Annotated in this window: 18 protein-coding genes, 1 tRNA gene, 2 rRNA genes and 1 pseudogene; 4 read left to right on the forward strand and 18 right to left on the reverse strand. The window is 37.3% G+C overall.

Annotation, left to right across the window (positions count from 1 at the left end; all coding sequences use genetic code 11):
• Positions 1 to 109: 109 nt before the first annotated feature.
• From AC0KUU_RS26925 to iolG, 3 genes are all read right to left on the reverse strand, one after another.
• On the reverse strand, positions 110 to 1,567 hold the full coding sequence (locus tag AC0KUU_RS26925; protein ID WP_043982695.1) for a CoA-acylating methylmalonate-semialdehyde dehydrogenase: 1,458 nt from the start codon (positions 1,565 to 1,567) through the stop codon (positions 110 to 112).
• Between the two features lie 73 nt (positions 1,568 to 1,640).
• Positions 1,641 to 2,648 (reverse strand): 5-dehydro-2-deoxygluconokinase, encoded by a 1,008-nt coding sequence (gene iolC, locus AC0KUU_RS26930; RefSeq protein ID WP_043982693.1) that lies wholly within the window; start codon positions 2,646 to 2,648, stop codon positions 1,641 to 1,643.
• 76 nt (positions 2,649 to 2,724) lie between these two features.
• Positions 2,725 to 3,747, reverse strand: coding sequence for an inositol 2-dehydrogenase (gene iolG / locus AC0KUU_RS26935; RefSeq protein ID WP_237075271.1), 1,023 nt, complete (start codon positions 3,745 to 3,747; stop codon positions 2,725 to 2,727).
• A gap of 427 nt (positions 3,748 to 4,174) precedes the next feature.
• On the opposite strand from iolG, the gene AC0KUU_RS26940 reads away from it, so the two are divergent.
• Positions 4,175 to 5,455: an MFS transporter gene (locus AC0KUU_RS26940; RefSeq protein ID WP_013055219.1), complete on the forward strand. Its 1,281-nt coding sequence runs from the start codon at positions 4,175 to 4,177 to the stop codon at positions 5,453 to 5,455.
• Between the two features lie 63 nt (positions 5,456 to 5,518).
• Here AC0KUU_RS26940 and AC0KUU_RS26945 read toward each other — a convergent pair whose 3' ends face one another.
• Positions 5,519 to 6,517, reverse strand: coding sequence for a LacI family DNA-binding transcriptional regulator (locus AC0KUU_RS26945; protein ID WP_013055218.1), 999 nt, complete (start codon positions 6,515 to 6,517; stop codon positions 5,519 to 5,521).
• A gap of 137 nt (positions 6,518 to 6,654) precedes the next feature.
• Positions 6,655 to 7,986, reverse strand: a pseudogene (locus tag AC0KUU_RS26950) (prolyl oligopeptidase family serine peptidase).
• A gap of 270 nt (positions 7,987 to 8,256) precedes the next feature.
• On the opposite strand from AC0KUU_RS26950, the gene AC0KUU_RS26955 reads away from it, so the two are divergent.
• Positions 8,257 to 8,466 carry an alpha/beta-type small acid-soluble spore protein gene (locus AC0KUU_RS26955; RefSeq protein WP_016762907.1) on the forward strand — a complete coding sequence of 70 codons (210 nt, stop codon included), beginning with the start codon at positions 8,257 to 8,259 and terminating at the stop codon, positions 8,464 to 8,466.
• A 227-nt stretch (positions 8,467 to 8,693) separates the two neighbouring features.
• Here the strand turns inward: AC0KUU_RS26955 and AC0KUU_RS26960 are convergent, their stop codons facing one another.
• The 4 genes from AC0KUU_RS26960 to AC0KUU_RS26975 all read right to left on the reverse strand — a co-directional run bounded on the left by AC0KUU_RS26960 (position 8,694) and on the right by AC0KUU_RS26975 (position 12,413).
• Positions 8,694 to 8,921, reverse strand: coding sequence for a hypothetical protein (locus AC0KUU_RS26960; RefSeq protein ID WP_028410211.1), 228 nt, complete (start codon positions 8,919 to 8,921; stop codon positions 8,694 to 8,696).
• 75 nt (positions 8,922 to 8,996) lie between these two features.
• Positions 8,997 to 9,488, reverse strand: a complete 492-nt coding sequence (locus AC0KUU_RS26965; protein WP_043982688.1) for a YflT domain-containing protein — start codon at positions 9,486 to 9,488, stop codon at positions 8,997 to 8,999.
• A 174-nt stretch (positions 9,489 to 9,662) separates the two neighbouring features.
• Entirely contained in the window at positions 9,663 to 11,114 is a 1,452-nt protein-coding gene (gene cls, locus AC0KUU_RS26970) for a cardiolipin synthase (RefSeq protein WP_043982686.1), read from the reverse strand.
• A gap of 468 nt (positions 11,115 to 11,582) precedes the next feature.
• Positions 11,583 to 12,413, reverse strand: coding sequence for a GNAT family N-acetyltransferase (locus AC0KUU_RS26975; protein ID WP_237075273.1), 831 nt, complete (start codon positions 12,411 to 12,413; stop codon positions 11,583 to 11,585).
• A gap of 148 nt (positions 12,414 to 12,561) precedes the next feature.
• Here AC0KUU_RS26975 and AC0KUU_RS26980 point away from each other — a divergent pair, with 148 nt between their 5' ends.
• A complete protein-coding gene (locus AC0KUU_RS26980) occupies positions 12,562 to 12,735 on the forward strand; it encodes a hypothetical protein (RefSeq protein ID WP_165575601.1) in 174 nt (57 codons plus the stop codon).
• A 160-nt stretch (positions 12,736 to 12,895) separates the two neighbouring features.
• Complete coding sequence (locus tag AC0KUU_RS26985) at positions 12,896 to 13,432, forward strand: SH3 domain-containing protein (RefSeq protein WP_237075274.1); 537 nt, start codon at positions 12,896 to 12,898, stop codon at positions 13,430 to 13,432.
• A gap of 53 nt (positions 13,433 to 13,485) precedes the next feature.
• Here AC0KUU_RS26985 and AC0KUU_RS26990 read toward each other — a convergent pair whose 3' ends face one another.
• The 9 genes from AC0KUU_RS26990 to AC0KUU_RS27030 all read right to left on the reverse strand — a co-directional run.
• The gene (locus tag AC0KUU_RS26990; protein WP_080781703.1) at positions 13,486 to 13,608 is read right to left on the reverse strand and encodes a YjcZ family sporulation protein; all 123 of its coding nucleotides are present in this window, start codon (positions 13,606 to 13,608) and stop codon (positions 13,486 to 13,488) included.
• Between the two features lie 229 nt (positions 13,609 to 13,837).
• The gene (locus tag AC0KUU_RS26995; RefSeq protein ID WP_237075275.1) at positions 13,838 to 14,599 is read right to left on the reverse strand and encodes a M15 family metallopeptidase; all 762 of its coding nucleotides are present in this window, start codon (positions 14,597 to 14,599) and stop codon (positions 13,838 to 13,840) included.
• Between the two features lie 208 nt (positions 14,600 to 14,807).
• On the reverse strand, positions 14,808 to 16,046 hold the full coding sequence (locus tag AC0KUU_RS27000; protein WP_322551704.1) for a LysM peptidoglycan-binding and 3D domain-containing protein: 1,239 nt from the start codon (positions 16,044 to 16,046) through the stop codon (positions 14,808 to 14,810).
• Between the two features lie 279 nt (positions 16,047 to 16,325).
• Positions 16,326 to 18,098 (reverse strand): extracellular catalytic domain type 1 short-chain-length polyhydroxyalkanoate depolymerase, encoded by a 1,773-nt coding sequence (locus AC0KUU_RS27005; protein WP_322551703.1) that lies wholly within the window; start codon positions 18,096 to 18,098, stop codon positions 16,326 to 16,328.
• Positions 18,099 to 18,347: 249 nt separating this feature from the next.
• A complete protein-coding gene (locus AC0KUU_RS27010; RefSeq protein WP_013081583.1) occupies positions 18,348 to 18,845 on the reverse strand; it encodes a GNAT family N-acetyltransferase in 498 nt (165 codons plus the stop codon).
• 346 nt (positions 18,846 to 19,191) lie between these two features.
• The gene (locus tag AC0KUU_RS27015; RefSeq protein WP_043982677.1) at positions 19,192 to 19,797 is read right to left on the reverse strand and encodes a hypothetical protein; all 606 of its coding nucleotides are present in this window, start codon (positions 19,795 to 19,797) and stop codon (positions 19,192 to 19,194) included.
• A 139-nt stretch (positions 19,798 to 19,936) separates the two neighbouring features.
• Positions 19,937 to 20,013: transfer RNA gene (locus tag AC0KUU_RS27020), tRNA-Met, on the reverse strand.
• Positions 20,014 to 20,024: 11 nt separating this feature from the next.
• A 5S ribosomal RNA gene (gene rrf, locus AC0KUU_RS27025) occupies positions 20,025 to 20,140 on the reverse strand.
• Positions 20,141 to 20,202: 62 nt separating this feature from the next.
• Positions 20,203 to 20,431, reverse strand: a 23S ribosomal RNA gene (locus AC0KUU_RS27030); the annotation flags it as partial.

The raw sequence follows: 20,431 nt of genomic DNA on the forward strand, positions 1-20,431 counted from the left end.
TCTTTCTCCCTTCTAGTACTAGATTGCGATTTTAAAAAAGGAAGCATAAGGAATATCTTTAATTCCTGATACTTCCTTTAAAAATGAGATGCGATTTTTAATGAATTACTTACCAGCGCGTTGTTACCATTTTCTTTCTTGTATAAAACTCCACGCCATCCGTACCGTTTGCATGAAGATCACCATAAAAAGAATCTTTCCAGCCAGAGAATGGGAAGAATGCCATAGGTGCCGGTACCCCTACATTTACTCCTAACATACCAGATTCAATATTTTCACGGAACTCACGTACACTTGCGCCGCTATCTGTATAAATACAAGCACCGTTTGCAAATCGAGAGTTATTAGCTACTTCAATAGCTTCTTCTAATGTTTTCACACGTACAATGGACAGCACAGGTGCAAAAATTTCATCTTGCCAAATTTTCATTTCTTGCGTAACATGATCAAAAATCGTTGGTCCGACAAAGTAGCCATTGCCATTTACTGCTGCATCTGTGCGACCGTCACGAATAAGCTTTGCTCCTTCTTGCACGCCTGATTCAATATAGCTGAGCGTACGCTCTTTATGATTTTCACGAATAACTGGTCCTAAGAAGACATTTTCTTCTAAGCCGTCGCCAATTACAATATCATTTGCTTCCTCTACTAATCTTTCAATTAGCTGATCCGCAATTTCTTCTTGTACAGTAACAACAGATGCTGCCATACAACGTTCACCTGCTGAACCAAAAGCGGCTCCGATAATTTGTTTTGTTGCTACGTTCAAATCTGCATCCTTTAATACAATTGAATGGTTTTTAGCACCGGCTAAAGCTTGAACACGCTTTAAGTTTTCCGTACCTTTTTTGTACACGTACTCAGCTACAGGCTGGGAACCTACAAACGAAATAGCTTTCACTAACTTATGTTCAAGAAGACCGTTTACCACATCATGCGCGCCGTTTACAATGTTTAATACACCTTTTGGCAAACCAGCTTCTTCAAATAATTCTACTAATCTTGCAGCTAAAAGCGGTGTACGCTCAGAAGGCTTTAACACAAATGTATTGCCGCAAGCGATCGCAAGCGGGAACATCCAGCAAGGAACCATCATTGGAAAATTAAACGGCGTAATTCCCCCAATGACACCAATTGGGTAGCGGTACATGCCAGACTCAATGTCTGTTGCAATATCAGGAAGCTGTTTCCCCATCATTAACGTAGGAGCACCCGCCGCAAATTCTACACATTCAATACCACGCTGCACTTCGCCTCGCGCTTCGTTAAAGCTTTTTCCGTTTTCAACCGTCACTAACTTTGCTAATTCATCCCAGTTATCTACTAATAGCTGCTGATACTTGAATAAAATTCGTGCACGTTTAGGCACGGCTGTTTTTGCCCACCCTTTGAACGCTTCATTTGCTGCTTGCACCGCTTGATCTACGTCTTCTTTTGTAGAAAGAGGTACCTGTGCGATTAATTCACCTGTCGCTGGGTTATACACAGGTTCCGTTTTTGATGTAGCTGATTCAATCCATTGTCCACCAATATAGTTTTTTACTGTTTTTACTGCTGTCTGTGTCATAGAATATCTCTCCCTTTATCTCATTTTAATAAGTTGCTATTCCTTTAATCTCTCAAGATTTTCCCTTTGTTTATTAAACTTCCTGCAAAACTTCCGTTGCTGTCTCCATAAAGTTGAAGAGCTCAACGCTTGTCGGCATAGCATCTGAACAGCTGTGTTTTGAAATTACAATCGAAGCAGAGGCACCCCCCAATCGCATTGCCTGTGGAATTTCCAGCCCTTGCATCAATCCGTAAATAAAGGCTGAAGCATATGAATCACCAGCGCCAAACGTTTTCAGAACTTTTGTTTTAAATATTCCTCCGCGGTGAGATTTACCATCTCTTGTATAGGCAATAGACCCTTCTCCACCGTGCTTAATCACGACGATTTGAGCATGGTGAGAAAACCAGCGCTCTGCTGTTACTTGATCATTAGATTCTTTATAATTTAAAAGTTTTTCCATCATGTCAAACTCTTCTCGCGTACCAATAATTACATCTGATTTTTCAGCGGCTAAATTAAAATAGACTGCCGTTTCAGCTTCCGATTCCCATGTATATGGACGATAGTCGATATCAAAAAACACTACAACTTCATGCTTGCGTGCGTGTTCTAGTGCTAAAAACACTGCTTCACGAGAAGGACTTTGCGCAAGAGCTGTTCCAGATATTAAAAGTGCCTTTGACTGTTTGATATATTCTTCGGATACTTCTGTAGGACTTAGCTTTAAATCCGCTACGTTATCACGATACATTAAGATGCTGCAATCTGTAGGGCTCTTGATTTCCGTAAAAGCAAGCCCCGTTACGGCCCCCGTTTTATCAACAACAATGCTATCTGTATTAATCTTATTTTTTTGCAGATAATCCATAATGAAGCGTCCCATTTGATCATCTGATACTTTTCCGATAAAACCGGTTTTTAAGCCTAGCCTTGCTGCTCCAATCGCAATATTAGCCGGAGAGCCTCCGACATATTTAGTAAATGTTTTAGTCTCTTCCATTGGACGCTGTGTTTCATTTGCATTTAAATCAATACATAAACGGCCAACAGCGATGAAATCTAACCCACGATTTTCTTTAAAAACAAGCGGATTCATCTTTATTCCTCCTTAGTTAAGCGCTTTCCTAAAAGGGTAGAAAGACCAATTTCTTTCATCCCCACGTTTACTGTCATTAATTCACTGCGTATTTTTTATGTTCAATCTTCACTGGCTGCCCGGATAGTAAAGATTCTTTTGCTGCTTTAGCAATCCGTTCTGCTTGTAACCCATCGTTCCCTGTACAAATAACGCTTTGCTTTTCCATAATTGCTCTTGCAAACTGTGTCACTTCCGCTATGTACGCTTGTGTATAGCGCTCAAGAAAGAAATACAGCGGCTTCTCTTTGACTACGCTTTCGCCTGTTGATATTTCTACTGTAGTAGGACGGCAATTGTCAGCGGCAGCTGCACCTTTTTCACCAAAAACTTCAAGGCGCTGATCGTAACCGTAGACAGCTTGACGACTGTTATCGATTACACCTAAAGCTCCATTTGCAAATTTTAATGACACAATTGCTGTATCTATATCCCCTGCTTCTTCAATAGCAGGATCGATGAGCGTAGTGCCGTAAGCCGATACTTCAATTACTTCACTGTCCATTACATAACGAGCCATATCAAAATCATGAATCATCATATCCATGAACAATCCTCCTGAAGCGCGAACGTATTCCGGACTCGGAGGCCGAGGATCTCTGGAGGTGATTTTTAAAATGTGCGGCTGTCCTACTTCTCCTTGCTGTACAAGATCATGCACTTTTTTAAAGTTGGGATCAAAGCGTCGGTTAAAGCCAACTTGAAGCTGCACGCCATGTTCTTTTACTACTTCTAACGCTTGGATTGTTTCTTCTACTGAAAAACTAACGGGCTTTTCACAGAAAATATGCTTTTTCGCTCGAGCTGCTTCTTTAATAATCGATGCGTGCGTATTCGTTGGCGAACAAATGAAAACGGCATCAATTTCTGGATCAGCTAATAAATCTTGATAATTTGTTGTTAACGTCGAAATTTCTTTACTTGCAGCCCATTCATGTAAATGGTCTACTACCACATCTGAAACCGCTTTAATTTTTATTTGCGGCATTAATTTTAAATTATCAACGTGTAATTTCCCTATGCGTCCAGCACCAATTATTCCAATTGTAAGAATCCCCATCTTATTTTCCCCTTTAATTAAAAGTTAAGAAAACATTCGCTCAAACCTTTATAAAGGTTAAGCGCTTTCCTGATTCCAATTATACATAACGTTTTCTGAAATGCAAACAGTTTTTATAGATTATTTAGAATATTTGTTTTTTAGCATTCTAAATAATCTATAAAAAACTATTTTTATTTTTTATCTATTTATCGATGAAACATAAAGAAATTCTCTATATTTAAGTATTTTTATCATGAATTCAGTGATTATTGACTTACATACTAATATTTTTATGATCGAAATCATTTAATTGAAAATTATATATATTTGAAATTTTAATTGACGTTCAAAAAATGTAAGCGTATACTTTTTATCAAATAGATTAAGCGCTTAACCAAATTAGTTTGATGTTTTACACAAAATAATCGATCTGGTGGTGTGGAAAATGAATGAATTTATTTCCAGAAAAACGGCTTTAGACAGGATTGGGATCCCTTCTCATTTAACGTGGGGATACATAGGTATTATTGTTTTTATGATTGGCGATGGTTTAGAACAAGGATGGTTATCTCCTTATCTTGTAGAACGAGGTTTAACCATTGAACATGCTGCTTTACTGTTTACTGTTTACGGCATTACGGTCTCTGTTTCTTCCTGGTTCTCCGGCGTACTGGTTCAACTGTGGGGTCCTAGAAAAGCAATGGCATTCGGCTTGATATCCTTTATTATTGGTTCAATTGGATTTATAGGTTTAGGACTTCATATTATGAATTACACAATTATACTAATTTGTTATGCTCTTAGAGGATTTGGTTATCCTTTATTTGCTTACTCATTCTTGGTCTGGGTGTCTTACCGCACGCCCCAGGAAATGCTTTCAAAAGCAGTAGGCTGGTTTTGGTTTGTCTTCCAGCTCGGATTAAGCGTAATCGGAGCCTTTTACTCAAGTTATATGGTTCCAAAAATTGGAGAAATCGCTACCTTATGGAGTGGTTTACTTTTTGTTTTGATCGGTGGAATCTTTTCGATTATTATGAATAAAGACAAGTTTACCGTACAAAAAGTAAACGATAATAAAACAAAAGAATTAATGAAAGGGATTACAATTGCATTTGAGAACCCTAAAGTAGGAATCGGCGGTATCGTAAAGATTATTAACTCTGCTGCTCAATTTGGATTTGTTGTTTTCTTGCCAACATATATGATGAAACATGATTTTACGATGAGTGAATGGTTGCAAATTTGGGGTACATTGTTTTTTGTGAATATGGCTTTTAATATTATTTTTGGTATTGTTGGAGATAAGTTTGGCTGGGTAAATACAATCAAATGGTTTGGCGGAGTTGGATGCGGAATTGTAACACTTGCTCTCTACTATGTACCGCAATTCGTCGGACATAATTATTGGGTAATGATGATTGTCGCATGCTGTTACGGTGCAACGCTAGCAGGTTATGTCCCTCTTACAGCGTTAGTGCCTTCTTTAGCTCCGGAGAATAAAGGAGCTGCAATGTCTGTGTTGAACTTAGGATCTGGACTTTCTGCTTTTGTAGGTCCTTTAATTGTGACCGTTTTTATTGGTCTTTTGGGCACGGGCGGCGTAATTTGGATCTTTGCTTGCTTATACTTCTTTGGTGCTTTTCTAACTGGTTTCCTTACGATTCCAACAGAGACAACTATTAAAGGCGAAACAATAAACGAAGTCAAAAGTCCGGTCTCTCTATAAATATGCTTAAGAAGAAAAAGCTGCAGGTGTTGAGACACCTGCAGCTTTTTTACTTTCTCTATTTTATAACTTTTTTACCGACGCACGTTCTACTAGTTCGGGAATAATCGTTACTCGCTGTTTCGCATGCTCTTCTTTTTTCATAGACTTTAACAGCTGTTCAAACGTACTAGTAGCCATCTGAGAAATGGGTTGTTCAATCGTTGTCAAACCCGGCTCAGCAATATCAGCATAAATCGTATTATCGAATCCAATTACCGACAGATCTCCCGGGATCGAAAGCCCCTGCTTTCTTGCCTCGTTTATGAGCGATACCCCAATTAGATCTGTACATGCAAAGACTGCTGTTGGCCTATTAGGCAAGGAAAGCAGCTGTTTACTTGCTCTCCTGCTATCTTCTACTGTTGAATAACAGCTGATAATGGATTGATTTTCTAGTGATAAATTTGCTTCTGTGAGCGCTTGTTTAAATCCCGCTAATCGTCCCTCACTGCTTTTTCTATCTTTTTCAGTCATAATCGTTACCGATTGATGACCTTTTTCTATTAAATACGTACCTGCGATATATCCTCCGCGAACGTTATCAATTGTCACTACATGCGTTGAAATAGAAGGATGGTCAACTGAAAACAATACAAGCGGTACATCATGCTTCACGATCTTCTTTACGAGCTTCGTATCATTTAGTTCGGTTGCGATAATGATTCCATCTACTTGTTTTTTAAATAAAAGATCTATATATTCATGTTCGCGCGCAGTTTGATGATCTGTACTGCATAAAAAAAGCGTGTATCCCGCTGCTCTAGCACTATTTTCAAAAGCTCTTGCTACCTCTGCAAAAAAAGGATTCGAGATATCAGGAACTAGAACACCGATCGTGTACGTCTTTTTTCCTGTTAACGCCGCTGCAACACTGCTAGGCTGATAATCTAATTCCATCATTACTTCATTCACTTTTTTTATCGTTTTTTCACTAATACGGCCTGTTTGATTGATTACTTTGGATACAGTGGCTATTGATACCCCTGCTTTTTTCGCAACATCGTAAATGGTTGGTTTCACTTTCACTGTTCCTTTCTTCGTGATTTCTTTCCTTATTTTATCACGAAAGTATTCAATCGTTTATTTTAGATACAATCTTTCGTTTTAAAAGAGAAATAAAAAAGCTGTTCAATGTGCAACAGCTTTTTTTAAAATGATTAATTTTTCAACGATTGTTTGCTCATCCATTCCATTATGCTTGTTGTGCTTCCGTTTATTTTAGCGTTGGGCTCATTATTATACAGATATATCCAAGATGAATGTCCATTATACTGATAGGGCGAACCATCGTTATTTTTATACAAGCCTGTGGTGTCATGGACATCCTCAAATAGTGATAAATAAACATTATTTGCATGGCTTTTCACCAAACGTTCATAAGTTGGAAGAGTGTTAATTGTTGGCGGAAGGACCGTATCATTCTTGGCGGCTACGAACCAAATAGGTGTTTCTTTCATCTTTTCAATATCTTGATTCGTAATTAATCTATCATTTAGTCCTTCACATACTGGAAATGCTGCTGCAAAGTATTTTGGATAATCACGAATCATAAGCATAGTCATATATCCGCCATTAGATGCTCCTCCGATATAGATTCTATTGGGATCAATATCAGGGTTTTTAGAAACATATTCTTCAATTAAGGCCATCAGTGATTCTTTATAAATAGAAGTTCCATCCGCTTTACTCGTATAACCATCCATCCATTTTGTTGGCGCTTGCGGTACTAAAACGTAGGCACCTTCAAAATAAGCCTGAGTTTCTTTTGTGATAAAACTAACAGCTTTATTGGCAGATAAGGGAATTGTTGCATCTGTTCCTCCCTCTCCTCCACCATGTAGCCAAATGATTAATGGATTCTTTTTCTTATCCTTTGCCGGTGCATGACTTGCGTATGCTAATTCTATATTTTGATATATACCTTTTTTAATTGTAAAATCATCTACGAGTTCTTTTTTCTCTCCCGCAAACTGTTTCACTACAAGCCCTGACAACTTTCCTTTATTTGTTATCATGTCTTTTTGCTGAGTAATGGTATATTGACTGTCTATCCATGCATTTAACCCTGTACCCTATTCATCGTAATTTAGTGGTGCTCCTAATGAAACAGCTGGTCCAACTTCCATTTCTAAAACTGCATATTTTCCAGTATGTACGGCTGGTTGTCCATCTTTATCGGATACATAGGCTTTTTTTACTGTACGACCTCCTTGTTCCAATAAAGACGGTTCTAATCGACTATCACTTCGAGCCACATGCACCTTAAACGTTTCTTTTGTAAGTGAATTGGTTGGAACAGGTTCACCTAAGTCAATAATAATTTTTGTGATCGCCGCTCCCCAGTCATAAATCTCTGTCACTGTACGATAGGATGTAGATTTTTCGTGCGTCTGCTTCGCCAGCGCTGCTTTCTCATAAGAGAGTACAATGCCAATTGCTAAACTCAATGTAATAGCCAATAGTACAGACTTTTTTAACCTTTGATACATAGCAAATCTCCTCCTTTTAAATAGAATAGGAATATTAAAATTCTCCTTCTATCTTAATCGTTTTGTAACCGCTTACTTACTTGTGTTCTATTTTACTTGCCCTCTCTCTCTTTCTACACATAATTATTTTCCGTTACCTAGCGGAAACTTTTGGTTCTTTATTCCAATAAGCATATTCTATAAGTCCCTGAAAAAATTTTTTTATTTTATGTATAAAAACTATCTATTAATCAAATCATAATCTTAACCTTATAAAAGGAGTTGATTATGATGGCAAACAGCAGAAATAAGAGCAGCAACGAATTAGCAGTACACGGTGCTCAACAAGCAATCGATCAAATGAAATATGAGATCGCTAGTGAATTTGGCGTAACTCTTGGTCCTGACACAACTGCACGCGCAAACGGCTCAGTAGGCGGCGAAATCACAAAACGTCTTGTGCAAATGGCTGAACAGCAACTTGGCGGCGGACGTTTCTAAATCACTATCATAAGCAATACGGCTGGAGGAAGAGCGAATAACCGTTCTTCCTTTTCCCATTTTTACATAATCTCTTATCGCATTTCTTCTCCTCTATATGTATCTAAAACAAAACCTCCCCATAACGTTTACGTTCCGTTATATAAGGTTCTCTTTCTCTCACAATAGATTGTTTATGATAAAACATAAAAAGAAGTTCCTTTTATAGGAACTTCTTTCATCTCACTCTATAAATGTGCAAGCTCTTTAGATATCTTTTCGGTCTTTGCTTTTAGCTGCTCTTGCTGACCTTCTAAGTCAGCAAGAACAGCTAATACTTCCGTATTCTCTGGTTCTTCTTCATACTGTTTTAACGTAGCAACAAGAGACTGTGAAACTTTGATGAGCTTCTGATTAACTTCTTGCTGCTGTTTTAAATAGTCAAGTTCGTATTCTGTTTTTTCTAGATTTCTCATCGGTCCCCTTCCTTTCGTTAACTAGCTTTTATTTAAGAACGCAGTCTTTTATTATCGCATTTGGTTACTTCAACATTACCTTATTTTATTTTCGTGATTGCCGTATAACATTTTTTCATTCATTGGGTCAGCTGATTTTTCAGCAGGTGTCACTGTTTGTCCTAGAGCTGAATTGTGTTTATCATGCTCAACTGCGTCTACCATCAGCAAAACTTTTCCTTTTTTAAGATCAGATACATATGAGGAAGCTTCTGCAGCAGGTACACCATATTCGGTTAATTGATTTTCGATTCGATTAACATCTTGATCCATTTTTTCTTCAGACGGCGTAAAAGCATTTTTTATTTTCTCCATAAAGGATTGATGGTGCTTTGAGTGTTGATCTGTATCAACTGTTTGCACACCAATTCCTGCAGAATGCTCAATCGCTTCTGTATTTTCATGACGCAGACCACTGTTTGTCAAGACAGAAAGTGCACTATCCGGATATCCCTGTGTTTTTAAATTTCGAATCGCTGTAATAACCGCTGCCTCTGAATCATACGTACCTACTACATTTTTTGTCATTTTCTCTTCCTCCTAGGTATTATCATTTTTTAGCTTGTTATAGTATTAATACCCTTGGATTTTTTGGTAAAACTTTTTAATTTTATCTCTAACTCTCCTTACAAGGAGAAACCAATAAAATAACAGACCTGAATCTAAAAATTCAAGTCTGCTTCATGGTATCAATGATTTGTATTATAAAATTGGTGACAGTAAGCGAGATACCGCTTCTTTAAATTTTATAAGAAGAGAGCGCTCTTTATATCGTTCAAACGTTAATTTTGAACTGCATTGCACATCTTCAAGAAACAGGTTCTGCAACTTTTTGGCAATAGGCTGGTCATATACAACTGCATTCACTTCAAAATTAAGGCTGAAACTTCGTGGATCAATATTCGTCGTGCCTACAGAAGACACTTCATTATCTACTACAATCGTTTTAGCATGCAAAAAGCCTTTTTCATAGAGATAAATATGTGCACCATACGTCAGCAGTTCGCCTACGTGAGACCACGTAGCCCAATAAACAAAAGGATGATCGGGTTTGTTTGGAATCATAATATGAATCTCTACTCCAGATAATAAAGCAATTTTACAAGCATCCATAAAGCTTGCGTCTGGAATAAAGTAAGGCGTTTGAAGGTACACACTTTCTTTGGCCGACATAATCAATGAGATATACATGTTTTTCAGATGCTGAGTAGTCGAGTTTGGCCCGCTTGCTACAATTTGTACAGGAACCGTTCCAGAATGAGTTTCTGTACGATGCAAAAATTGTTCCAGTTCAATTGGCTGCTTTGTTGCTTGATGCCAATCTAAAATGAATCTCCCTTGAATATCGTTCACTGACTCTCCTTTAATACGAAAATGAGTGTCTCTCCAATAACCCATTTTTGGATCTAACCCTAAATATTCATCTCCTACGTTAAATCCTCCTATGTATGCTACTTCACCATCAATAATACAAAGCTTTCGATGATTTCGATTGTTAATCCGAAAATTAATTAAGCGAAGAATTGAAGGGAAAAACGCCTGTGCTTCGCCGCCATATGAAATAAGCTCCTTAAAAAATGATGGCGTCATTTTTCTAGATCCTACTTCATCATAAAGAACGCGAACCTTTATGCCTTCTTTTGCTTTTTTTGTTAGCTCATCTCTTAATTTTTTCCCAAGATTATCTCGTTGAATAATATAATATTGAATATTAATTTCTTTTTTAGCATTTCGAATGTCCTCAAACAATGCATCAAATTTCTGATTACCATCACTAAAGATATCAATTTCATTGTCCGTGCGCACGAGTGACTTAGAAGAATTTAAATTAGTGAACAGCAGTTTATTATGTTGAATCAATAAATCATTTCGATACTCATGGGTAGCTTTAAGTTCTTTTAATTGTTCATCTACTGAAGATCTTAAATATTCCCGCTCATCAGATGATAACTTATAAAAGTTCTTCTGTTTTAGCTGTCTTCCAAAGAATAGATATACAATAAAGCCGACAATCGGTATAAAAAATAAAATAAGAAGCCACGCCCATGTAGATCCTATATCTCTTCGTTCGATGAAAATAAGAATACCGGCTAATAAAACATTAATAGCTGTTACAACAGATACACTTAGTGTAAAGATATGGGCAAATTCCATCCTATTACTCCTTTCTTTCTACTGCATTGCTTTATTAACTCATTTCCGTTTTTAACGCTTTCATTCACTTTACTATACATAACACAGATCGCTTCCTTTTTCACCTTTAGGATCCAAATTTTTTCTTTTTTGCTACACTAAAAATGTGAAATATTTCTTTTATGGTGTATTAAAAACAAGGGGGGAGATAATTTGTTTTTTTCGTTTATTTTTCTTAGCCTCATCAATGTATTTGTCAGTATTAGCCTGGGGTATACGGCTTATCAATTATTTAGAAAAGCATTTATTGGAGGTATTCTTACGTGTATCCTTGCTTGCAGCGCCCCTATCATGTTTGTATGGCCTTCCCTGTTTCTATCAACGGGCATATCACTTTTTCTCTACTTTCTCATTATTTACTCAAAAAAGCACATATCATCTAATATATAAATAAAAAACACGAAAATCTAAGATTTCCGTGTTTTTTATCTACAAGCTGTATACGTAATAATCTTGCACGTGATATGAATTGAAACCGCATGTTTCGTAGAGTTGCAAAGCGCGTTTGTTTTTCGCTTCAACCTCAAGAAATATATCATATCCTAGCCGAAACTGCTTTAAAACAACTTGTTTTAAAGCAGCTTTTCCTATTCCTGATTTTTGGTAAGAAGGTAAAATACCAAATCCATAAATCCATGCTTCGCTTTTATCATACGATACCCTTAACTTTCCAACCGCTTGACTATTGTACTCTACGATAAAATGAATTTGCTGTTCTTCCGTTTTCGTTTGTTCATAATAAGCAGCTGCTTCTGTTAAAGACATACCAAAGCATTCCACATCGACTTGCATTTCCATTTTCATATCTGTATCTGATTGGGAAGAGCGAAGTGTAACAAAGGGATTATCATCTTCCAATTCTTTTTCTGCCCACTTCATTTGATATTCTGAAAAAGTAAATGAACATGGAATTTGCTTTAAGAACTCCCTGCCTGAAACCGAATCGCCAGGAGCATTTAATAAAATCTCTGTATACCCACGCTTCTTACATATATGTAAAGCTTGAGAAAACAGCTTTGAAAAAATCATTTTTCGGCGATAGCTAGGAGCGACCATTCCGCATATTTCTACTGTATTCCCAAACCCATAAAGACCAATAAACCCAACAAGCTGATTATCTTCATAATGAAAAAAATCGTTAACTTCATTTTGTTTTCGACTTCGTAACATATCAAAATTCAGCTTCAGCTCTATGTGCTCTTCTTGTTCGCAAATAGACTGTAGCTTTTGTATATCTTCTAACACATGTTGTTCTAACATAAAACGCCCCCTGCATTCTTCTTTTTATTATAAGTTCGGCTTTATTTAACTTTTTCCTTTCATCTTTAGCGCAATAGTCGAATAATTATAGGGTAAAAGCAAGATCAAAAAGCATATAGAGTAATCAAACTAAATAGGCGGGGTGCTTATGAAAAAGACCATTTTAATAAGTTTTATGGCACTAGTTGCTTTAACCATTATTTATTGCCTGCAGAAAGAATTCATTTTCGCTTTAGCTTTGTGGAGCATTTATGGAACAGTATTATCTGTTTTTGTATATTTTTCTTTTTACAAATCAACGGAAGATCGCGAGGAGGAGTAACAATAAAGCTATTAAAAGGTCGGTGAAATAAACTTTTTTACAGACCTTTTATAAATTTACAACTGGGATATATGTTGGTAACAACTTAGAAACAAGTAACCCTTATTCTTAGTGTTATAGAAAAGTTATTACCTATTTCACTAAGGAGTTGGATATTTGTATGAAGACAATTACAAAATCTATATCGGTTTTAGCATTAGCAGCGGGCTTTACTTTTTCATCTCTATCTGGAACACTGCCATTCACTCACGAGCAAACAGCAAGTGCAGCAGAAAAAATAAACGCACCGTTCAGCGTATATGAAGTGACCGCAAACGTACTCAATATACGTGCAAAACCTAGCACTCAGGGAAAGATTCTTGATACATTAAGAAAAAAAGATCAAATCGAAGTAGTCAAGTTTGTAAATGCAGACTGGGCCGCCATTAAAATAATTGGCGGCACCGGATATATCAGTACTTCCTATTTAATGAAAGTCCCTACCACTGTTCATACAGCTGCTAACCTTAATTTACGCCCAGGGCCTAGCACAAGCAACAAAGTTGTAACAACTATTCCTAAAGGAAAAAGCGTCAGCTTCTTAGCTTGGGGCTACTCAAAAGATAACAAGCTTTCATTTGATTGGGCTTTTGTAGAATACAACGGCTTTAAAGGATATGTAAGCACTGCGTACTTACAGTTACCTACTTATAGATAAAAATAGATAACTCCCTTGAATTATTTCAAGGGAGTTTATTTATGGACAACTGATTAATAGTGCCCTGCCCATGAAGCACCGATGATAATTAGTAAAATAAATAGCACAACGATTAGCGCAAAGCTACTTCCGTGACTTGATCCGTACCCATAACCATAACCTCCGTAAAAACTCATTTTCTTTCACCTCCCTTTTTTGTAGAATATGTGAAGGGAAATGAAAACGAACATGAGTATTCTTTATCACAAAATTCATTATAATTTATAAACGTTAACTCTTTTACTAGTAAGGCATAGGATATATCATCCCGTGCTTCATCTCTACATCTTTCCCTCGTTCCCCTTTTTAAAGTAAGGGTATATTCCAGCAATACAAAAAAAGAAGAGTTTATATAACTCTTCTTTTTTATTGAACCAGATTATCAACTTGCATGTAGTCATTATAATATTCTTCTAACGTAATTCCTTTCTTAGACACCTTAGAGGCGAGTTCTTTTCCGACAAATCGTATATGCCACGGCTCATATTTATAACCTGTAATCTGCTGCTTTCCTTCTGGATAGCGAACAATATATCCGTATTTATATGAATTTGCTTCAATCCATTTGGCTTCAGGAGTATCTTTAAAACAATCTTGAGCTGCACACTTACCGGTGCTGCTTGATACATCTATACTTAAACCAGTTTGATGTTCACTGCTGCCTGGATGAGCACTGTAATGATTAGCTGCCGCTTCTCCATCTTGTTTTATATACGCTTGATAAAGAGATTCTTGACGACTTTGAGAACGATAGGCAGAAACACCGGCTAGGTAAATTCCTTCTCGTTCAGCAGCTGAAAACATCCTTTCTAATGCTTTTGCTGCTTCTGTACGCATTTGGCGCTTTTCGATTTTTTCTTTAAATACAAACCGAACGTCTGGGTATACAAGGTCAGTGGGTTCATAGTGATCAGGAAGAAGATTTTGCTTGTTTACTAACACAGCAATGGATTCTGGGTTCCCTACAATTTCTATACTATTCTGCTTCTGTTTAGAAGAAGATAAAGGATTATGATCAGACGTATTCAAATGATCATCGTGCTGAAATAATCCCTGATAGCCTAGATACGAGAATCCTGCGATAACACCCAGCACTATTAGTAAAGCTATTTTTTTACAAAGTTTCATATTTCTATACTCCTGACATATTTTCAGCTTTTTAGGACACTCAAACATTGTATACAAATCAAGAAATAATTACTAATATAACAAACTAATTCCTACTATAAATTTTAGTATGCCCGGACCTAATTTTTTCAAACGTTCATTTTAAGCATAAAAAAAGAGATGTCTCCTAAAAGACATCTCTCTTTACTTCTATTCTATAAGACTAGTATTAGTCGATAACTGTAATTTTAACTGATCTTCTGCCCCAGTCTTGTGCAGCACTATCTGAAGAAACGAATACATCAATTCGATTTCCTTTAATTGCGCCACCTGTATCTGCTGCTACAGCTTGACCATAACCTTCAACGTATACTTTTGAACCTAATGGAATAACGCTAGGATCAACCGCAATTACTCGTTGATTTGGATTTGATTTTAAATTTACTCCAGTAGCTGTTGTACCACTGCATCCAGCACAGTTAGCTGTATAAGCTGTTGCTTCAACAGTCATAGACTTGCCGCTAGCTTGCTGTTGAGACTGCTGTTGCTGCTGTTGAGCTGCTTGTTGCTGTTGCTGAGCTGCTTGTTCTTTTTGTGCTTGCTCTTGTGCTGCTGCTTGAGCTTGCTCTTGTTCTTTTTGTGCTTGCTCTTGTGCTGCCTGTGCTTGTGCTGCTGCTTGAGCTTGCTCTTGTTCTTTTTGTGCCTGCTCTTGTGCTGCCTGTGCTTGTGCTGCTACTTGAGCTTGCTCTTGTTCTTTTTGTGCCTGCTCTTGTGCTGCCTGTGCTTGTGCTGCTTGAGCTTGCTCTTGTTCTTTTTGTGCTTGCTCTTGTGCTGCCTGTGCTTGTGCTGCTTGAGCTTGCTCTTGTTCTTTTTGTGCTTGTTCTTGTGCTGCCTGTGCTTGTGCTGCTTGAGCTTGCTCTTGTTCTTTTTGTGCTTGCTCTTGTGCTACCTGTGCTTGTGCTGCTTGAGCTTGCTCTTGTTCTTTTTGCGTTTGTTCTTGTGCTGCTTGTTCTTGCTGAGCTTGTGCCGTTTGAGACTGCTGCGCTTGTGGAGCTGCCTTTGCTACTGGCGCACTAGCTGTTTGAGATTGAGCTGCTTGTGCCGTTTTAATTTTAAATTGTTCTCCAGGGAAAACTAAGTCTGATGTTAAACCGTTCCATTCTTTAATTTCTTCTACTGTTACGCCATAATGTTGACCGATTGACCACAAAGTGTCACCACGTTTTACAGTATGTACGATTTCTTTTATGCTAGATAAGTTTAGTGTCTGATTTGGATAAATTAGTGTTGATGTTAATTTATTAGCATCTTTTAGCTCGTCTACGCTCACATTATGATTTTGAGCGATTTTCCATAAAGTGTCACCTTTTTGTACTTCATACGTTCCGCTTGTAGAGGCAGATGCTGCACCTACAAATCCTGCTGAAAGAATTGCCGTTGTCCCTAGAGTAAATACAAATTTCTTCATTTTCCGAATACCTCCTTATTTACTCAATGACTGAATGATACCACCTGTTCATTTCACTTCCATTACAGGAATATTTTACTTTTATTACGGATTTAATTAATTTTAAACATTTTCTTGTAATATTTCTGACAATTCATTTTTGAATAATGATTAAATTTCATCAAAATCATGTCAAAATTTGAAGAAAACTCTATAAAAAGTTGGAGTTGTATTCGGTGATAAAAGTAACTTATCAGCAAAAAAAACCTTCTAAAAGCAGTTAGCTTTTAGAAGGTTTTTTTACTGATATGAAACAGTTAAAGTTGGAGCATATGCAGGATTGTCGCCCCCATAAATTTCAACTACGTCACTTAAAAAGTCCGCTGGACCTGAGCTTGACAAGCGAAACTGAGTTTTGCCGGTCCTATTCATATATCCCCAAAGCGAGGAAGGAAGTTGAATAGTTGTATATCCATTATTGAGTGAAGGCACTGATATTTGGAAGCCTCCTGAAATAGATGGTGAAGCCTGATAATCTATTTGTTCTAAAGCACTGCTAGTTCCAAATACACCGCTTTTAATATCGCCTTTCAAAGATGAAATATTACCAGTTGAAGATTTGCGATAAATTTTTAAAGATACATCCGTAATGATTGCATCATCAGGTAAAGAACCTGTGTCAAAAGATAAAATGGTTCGGTATGTGTCGGTATTGTACATTCCTTTATCCCCAATTTTATGAATAGAACTACTCATACCGTCAGCTGATAAGTTTCCGATAAATCCATCTTCAGCAGCAAGTGAAGAAAATACTGAAGATTTCTCTGAAGTTCCAGAAATTTGATAAACTTCCGTCTTTACTTCCTCTTGGTTACCCGCTGCGTCTACACTAAAAAACTTTACTGTTTTGCTAGAGTTGATGGTAATAGGCTCAGAGTACTTTAGAGAATTAACAGTTGGTATGCTTCCATCTAATGTATAGTAAGTGGTGGCAGGTTCATTGGTTGATAATGTAACAGAAACAGAACTTCCATACGTTCCTCCCGCTGGTGAAGCAGCTGTAACCGGTGGGGATATATCTCCTGGATTAGGAGCATCACCATTTTTCGGATGGCTTTTAAAAAAGTTCCAGCTTAATTTAGTTGCATTTGGTCCTTTAGGATCTGTATAAGAACCGGATGTACTTCCCCCTGACCAAGCATGTCCCATTCCTTCTATCATGTACTTTTCCATTACTGTTTTTCCTGCTGTATCTTTGTAAATATATTGCGTATAGCTTCTTCCACCAGATACTGTACCTGTTGCAGTTTGATCTGCCGTATCATCAATATCGTTATTATCCAGCCCATCAGACGCTCTATCATTTGTTTGAGCCCATTGCGATAATATTTGATGCGCATTTATAGGCGCAACAGTGTAGTCAGCTGTCCCATGAAACAAAATAACTGGAACCACTCGTTTATGATCTCCCATGGCTGAATAGGCTAAATCTCCTTGTTGGATAGGATTAGGACCTCCACTGCTCATTGCTGTATAAGCACCTGTCACATTAGTCGCTGCTTTATATTCTAAGCCAGCCCCAACGCTGATAGCCGCAAATATGTCTGGATAAGTAGCTCCCATAATAACACTCATAGCTGCTCCAGCAGATAGCCCTCCAACAAAGACTTGGTCGGCATCTATTGAATAACTGCTTTTTATTTGATTGACCATTCCAGCAATTAACGCTGGTTCACCGCTTCCCCTTGATTGATGAGCAGTATCAAACCAGTTCCAACACTTATTTGAATTAGCAGAAGAGGGTTGTTCTGGATAAAGAACAAGAAACTTCTCTGTCTCCGCCAGTTCATTCATTTGTGTTCCTGCTGCAAATTGATCAGGGTCTTGAGTACAGCCATGTAGCATAACTACTAGAGGTAAGGCAGCACCTCCCTGATAACTGCTAGGTACGTACAGTTTGTATGTCCTTCCGTTATATGTTTTAGAGGTAAAACCTCCTGCGGCTGAAGAAGATACAGCACCTAAAGATAAAAAAAGTATAAAAATCATCCCTGCTATAAATAATCGTTTCATCTTCCTGCTTCCTCCTTATATTGATATGGTTATACTTAGCAGCAAACGTACATATCGGTATGGTATGGAAATGAATAAGAGTTACTAGTAAGATGATAGCAAGGTTTTGTGTAATAAAATTTATATTAACTGCACGATTTGCCTACGGTTATGAGGACGAATAAAATCATTCATCTCCCAAAAAAGGAAAACGCTTACATAAAATTGTAAACGATTGTGCCGATAAATACTATAAAAAAGACATACCTTTTAAAAATAGGCCGGTATGTCTTCTATGGATTGCTTACTTAAGTATTCATATTGTGACTCGCTGCAATTTACCATAGCAATGGATTGAGGATAACGTTGTAAATGAGAAGGGAGCTCCTTAAACCCAAACTGATGATAATATTCAGGAAGAATATCGCTATACAGCATAAAAATAGCGCTGCGCTTCTCTATCTTCATCTTTTTAAAAAAGTCTTCAAGCATATCACGGCCATACCCCATTCGTTGATAAAGCTGGTGTACAACAACAGATCCAATACCGTGCAAAGCAAACTTTAATCGAGGAGTTTGTAAAAGAAGCAAAATAAATGAACCAATAATTTGATCCTCTTCATTTACGTATACATACCGAATTCCATATGTTTCTTCTTTTTGATTATCTCTCACATACTCTTTGTACGTCCTGCCTTTAGGCCATGCGGCATATCCCATTTGATAGACTTCTGCCAATTCTTCAGACTTTATTTTTCTTAATAACATGAACATCCCCTCTTTATTTATAATCCCATACGTCAGCAGACATTTTTTATAAAGTTAAAAATAGTTCCTGTATGTATATATTATACTTCATCCTACGGAAGCTTTCTTGCTCTGAGTCCTATTAACAGCTAATATGTGAGCTACTTTCTCAAAAAACTAGAAAAAATTCTTGATAGTTGTTCCTCACCCATAGCAGTCATATAGGTAAAGATACTCTTTATCATTCCATAAAAACATAGAGATGTAAATGTATTTCCAGCTTCATTTAGCATTCATTACGTATTACTCATCAAAAAAAGCATAGAAACTACGCTCTATGCTTTACAGTGAAAGTAATCATCATTTCTTAAGCTTTTTCGTTCTCTACATACTCCACTAGATGAAAGAAAAAACGATATGTAAGAATAAGAACTTCACCTATCGACATTTTTTCATTAAACTCTTTTATAGCATCTAACTCAATATTCACATCCCATAATCCATCTTTATCATTAAATAAAAGCTGGACGCTTGTTGGACTTTCATTAAGTTCTTTAGCAAAAAATTGTTTTAGTAAAGAACCGAATTTTTTTTGCATATGTAGCCCGGTTAATACTTTATATGTGCCAAACACATCATCCACTTCAAAAGAACATCCATCAAGCTTAATAAATTCGAACCATTTTGATTCTACATATAGAAATTCACTTCTGTGTTCTTTCAAGTAAGAAATGGGCGTATCTAAAAACGAAAGAGGAGATTCTTCTGCGATCAGCTCGTCCGTTTCTTTATCTACTCTTTCGATATAAGAATCTTTAAAACGTAAAGATTCCTCTTTTTCTTCTATCATCAGGTTTTGCGGTACCAACTTTTTTTGCAACGCATATTCCTTTTCTTCCTGGTATAGAGATAAAGATTGACCTTGAACGTTCATTTCTTTTTCAATATAAGTTTGAATATTACTTTGTAACATGAAAAAACCTCCTGATTAATCTGCATCACTATCTTATATCATAACCTAAACAAGTGTTTATAAATATAGCCAAACAAAAAATCCTTAGGCTATGCCTAAGGATAATAATGATATATTCAAGTATGTATAAAAGATAATTTGGTTGCGGGGACAGGATTTGAACCTGCGACCTTCGGGTTATGAGCCCGACGAGCTACCGAACTGCTCCACCCCGCGATAATAAAAATGCCTGGCAACGTCCTACTCTCACAGGGACAAAGTCCCAACTACCATTGGCGCTAAAGAGCTTAACTTCCGTGTTCGGTATGGGAACGGGTGTGACCTCTTCGCTATCGCCACCAGACAAGAGATTGCTCTCTCAAAACTAGATAACAGTTCGCTGAGTAAAGCTTACGCTTTTAAAGTTTGGTTAAGTCCTCGATCGATTAGTATCAGTCAGCTACACATGTCGCCACGCTTCCACCTCTGACCTATCAACCTGATCATCTTTCAGGGATCTTACTAGCTTACGCTATGGGAAATCTCATCTTGAGGGGGGCTTCATGCTTAGATGCTTTCAGCACTTATCCCGTCCACACATAGCTACCCAGCGATGCCTTTGGCAAGACAACTGGTACACCAGCGGTGTGTCCAT

This window comes from Priestia sp. ST2 (assembly GCF_055810735.1).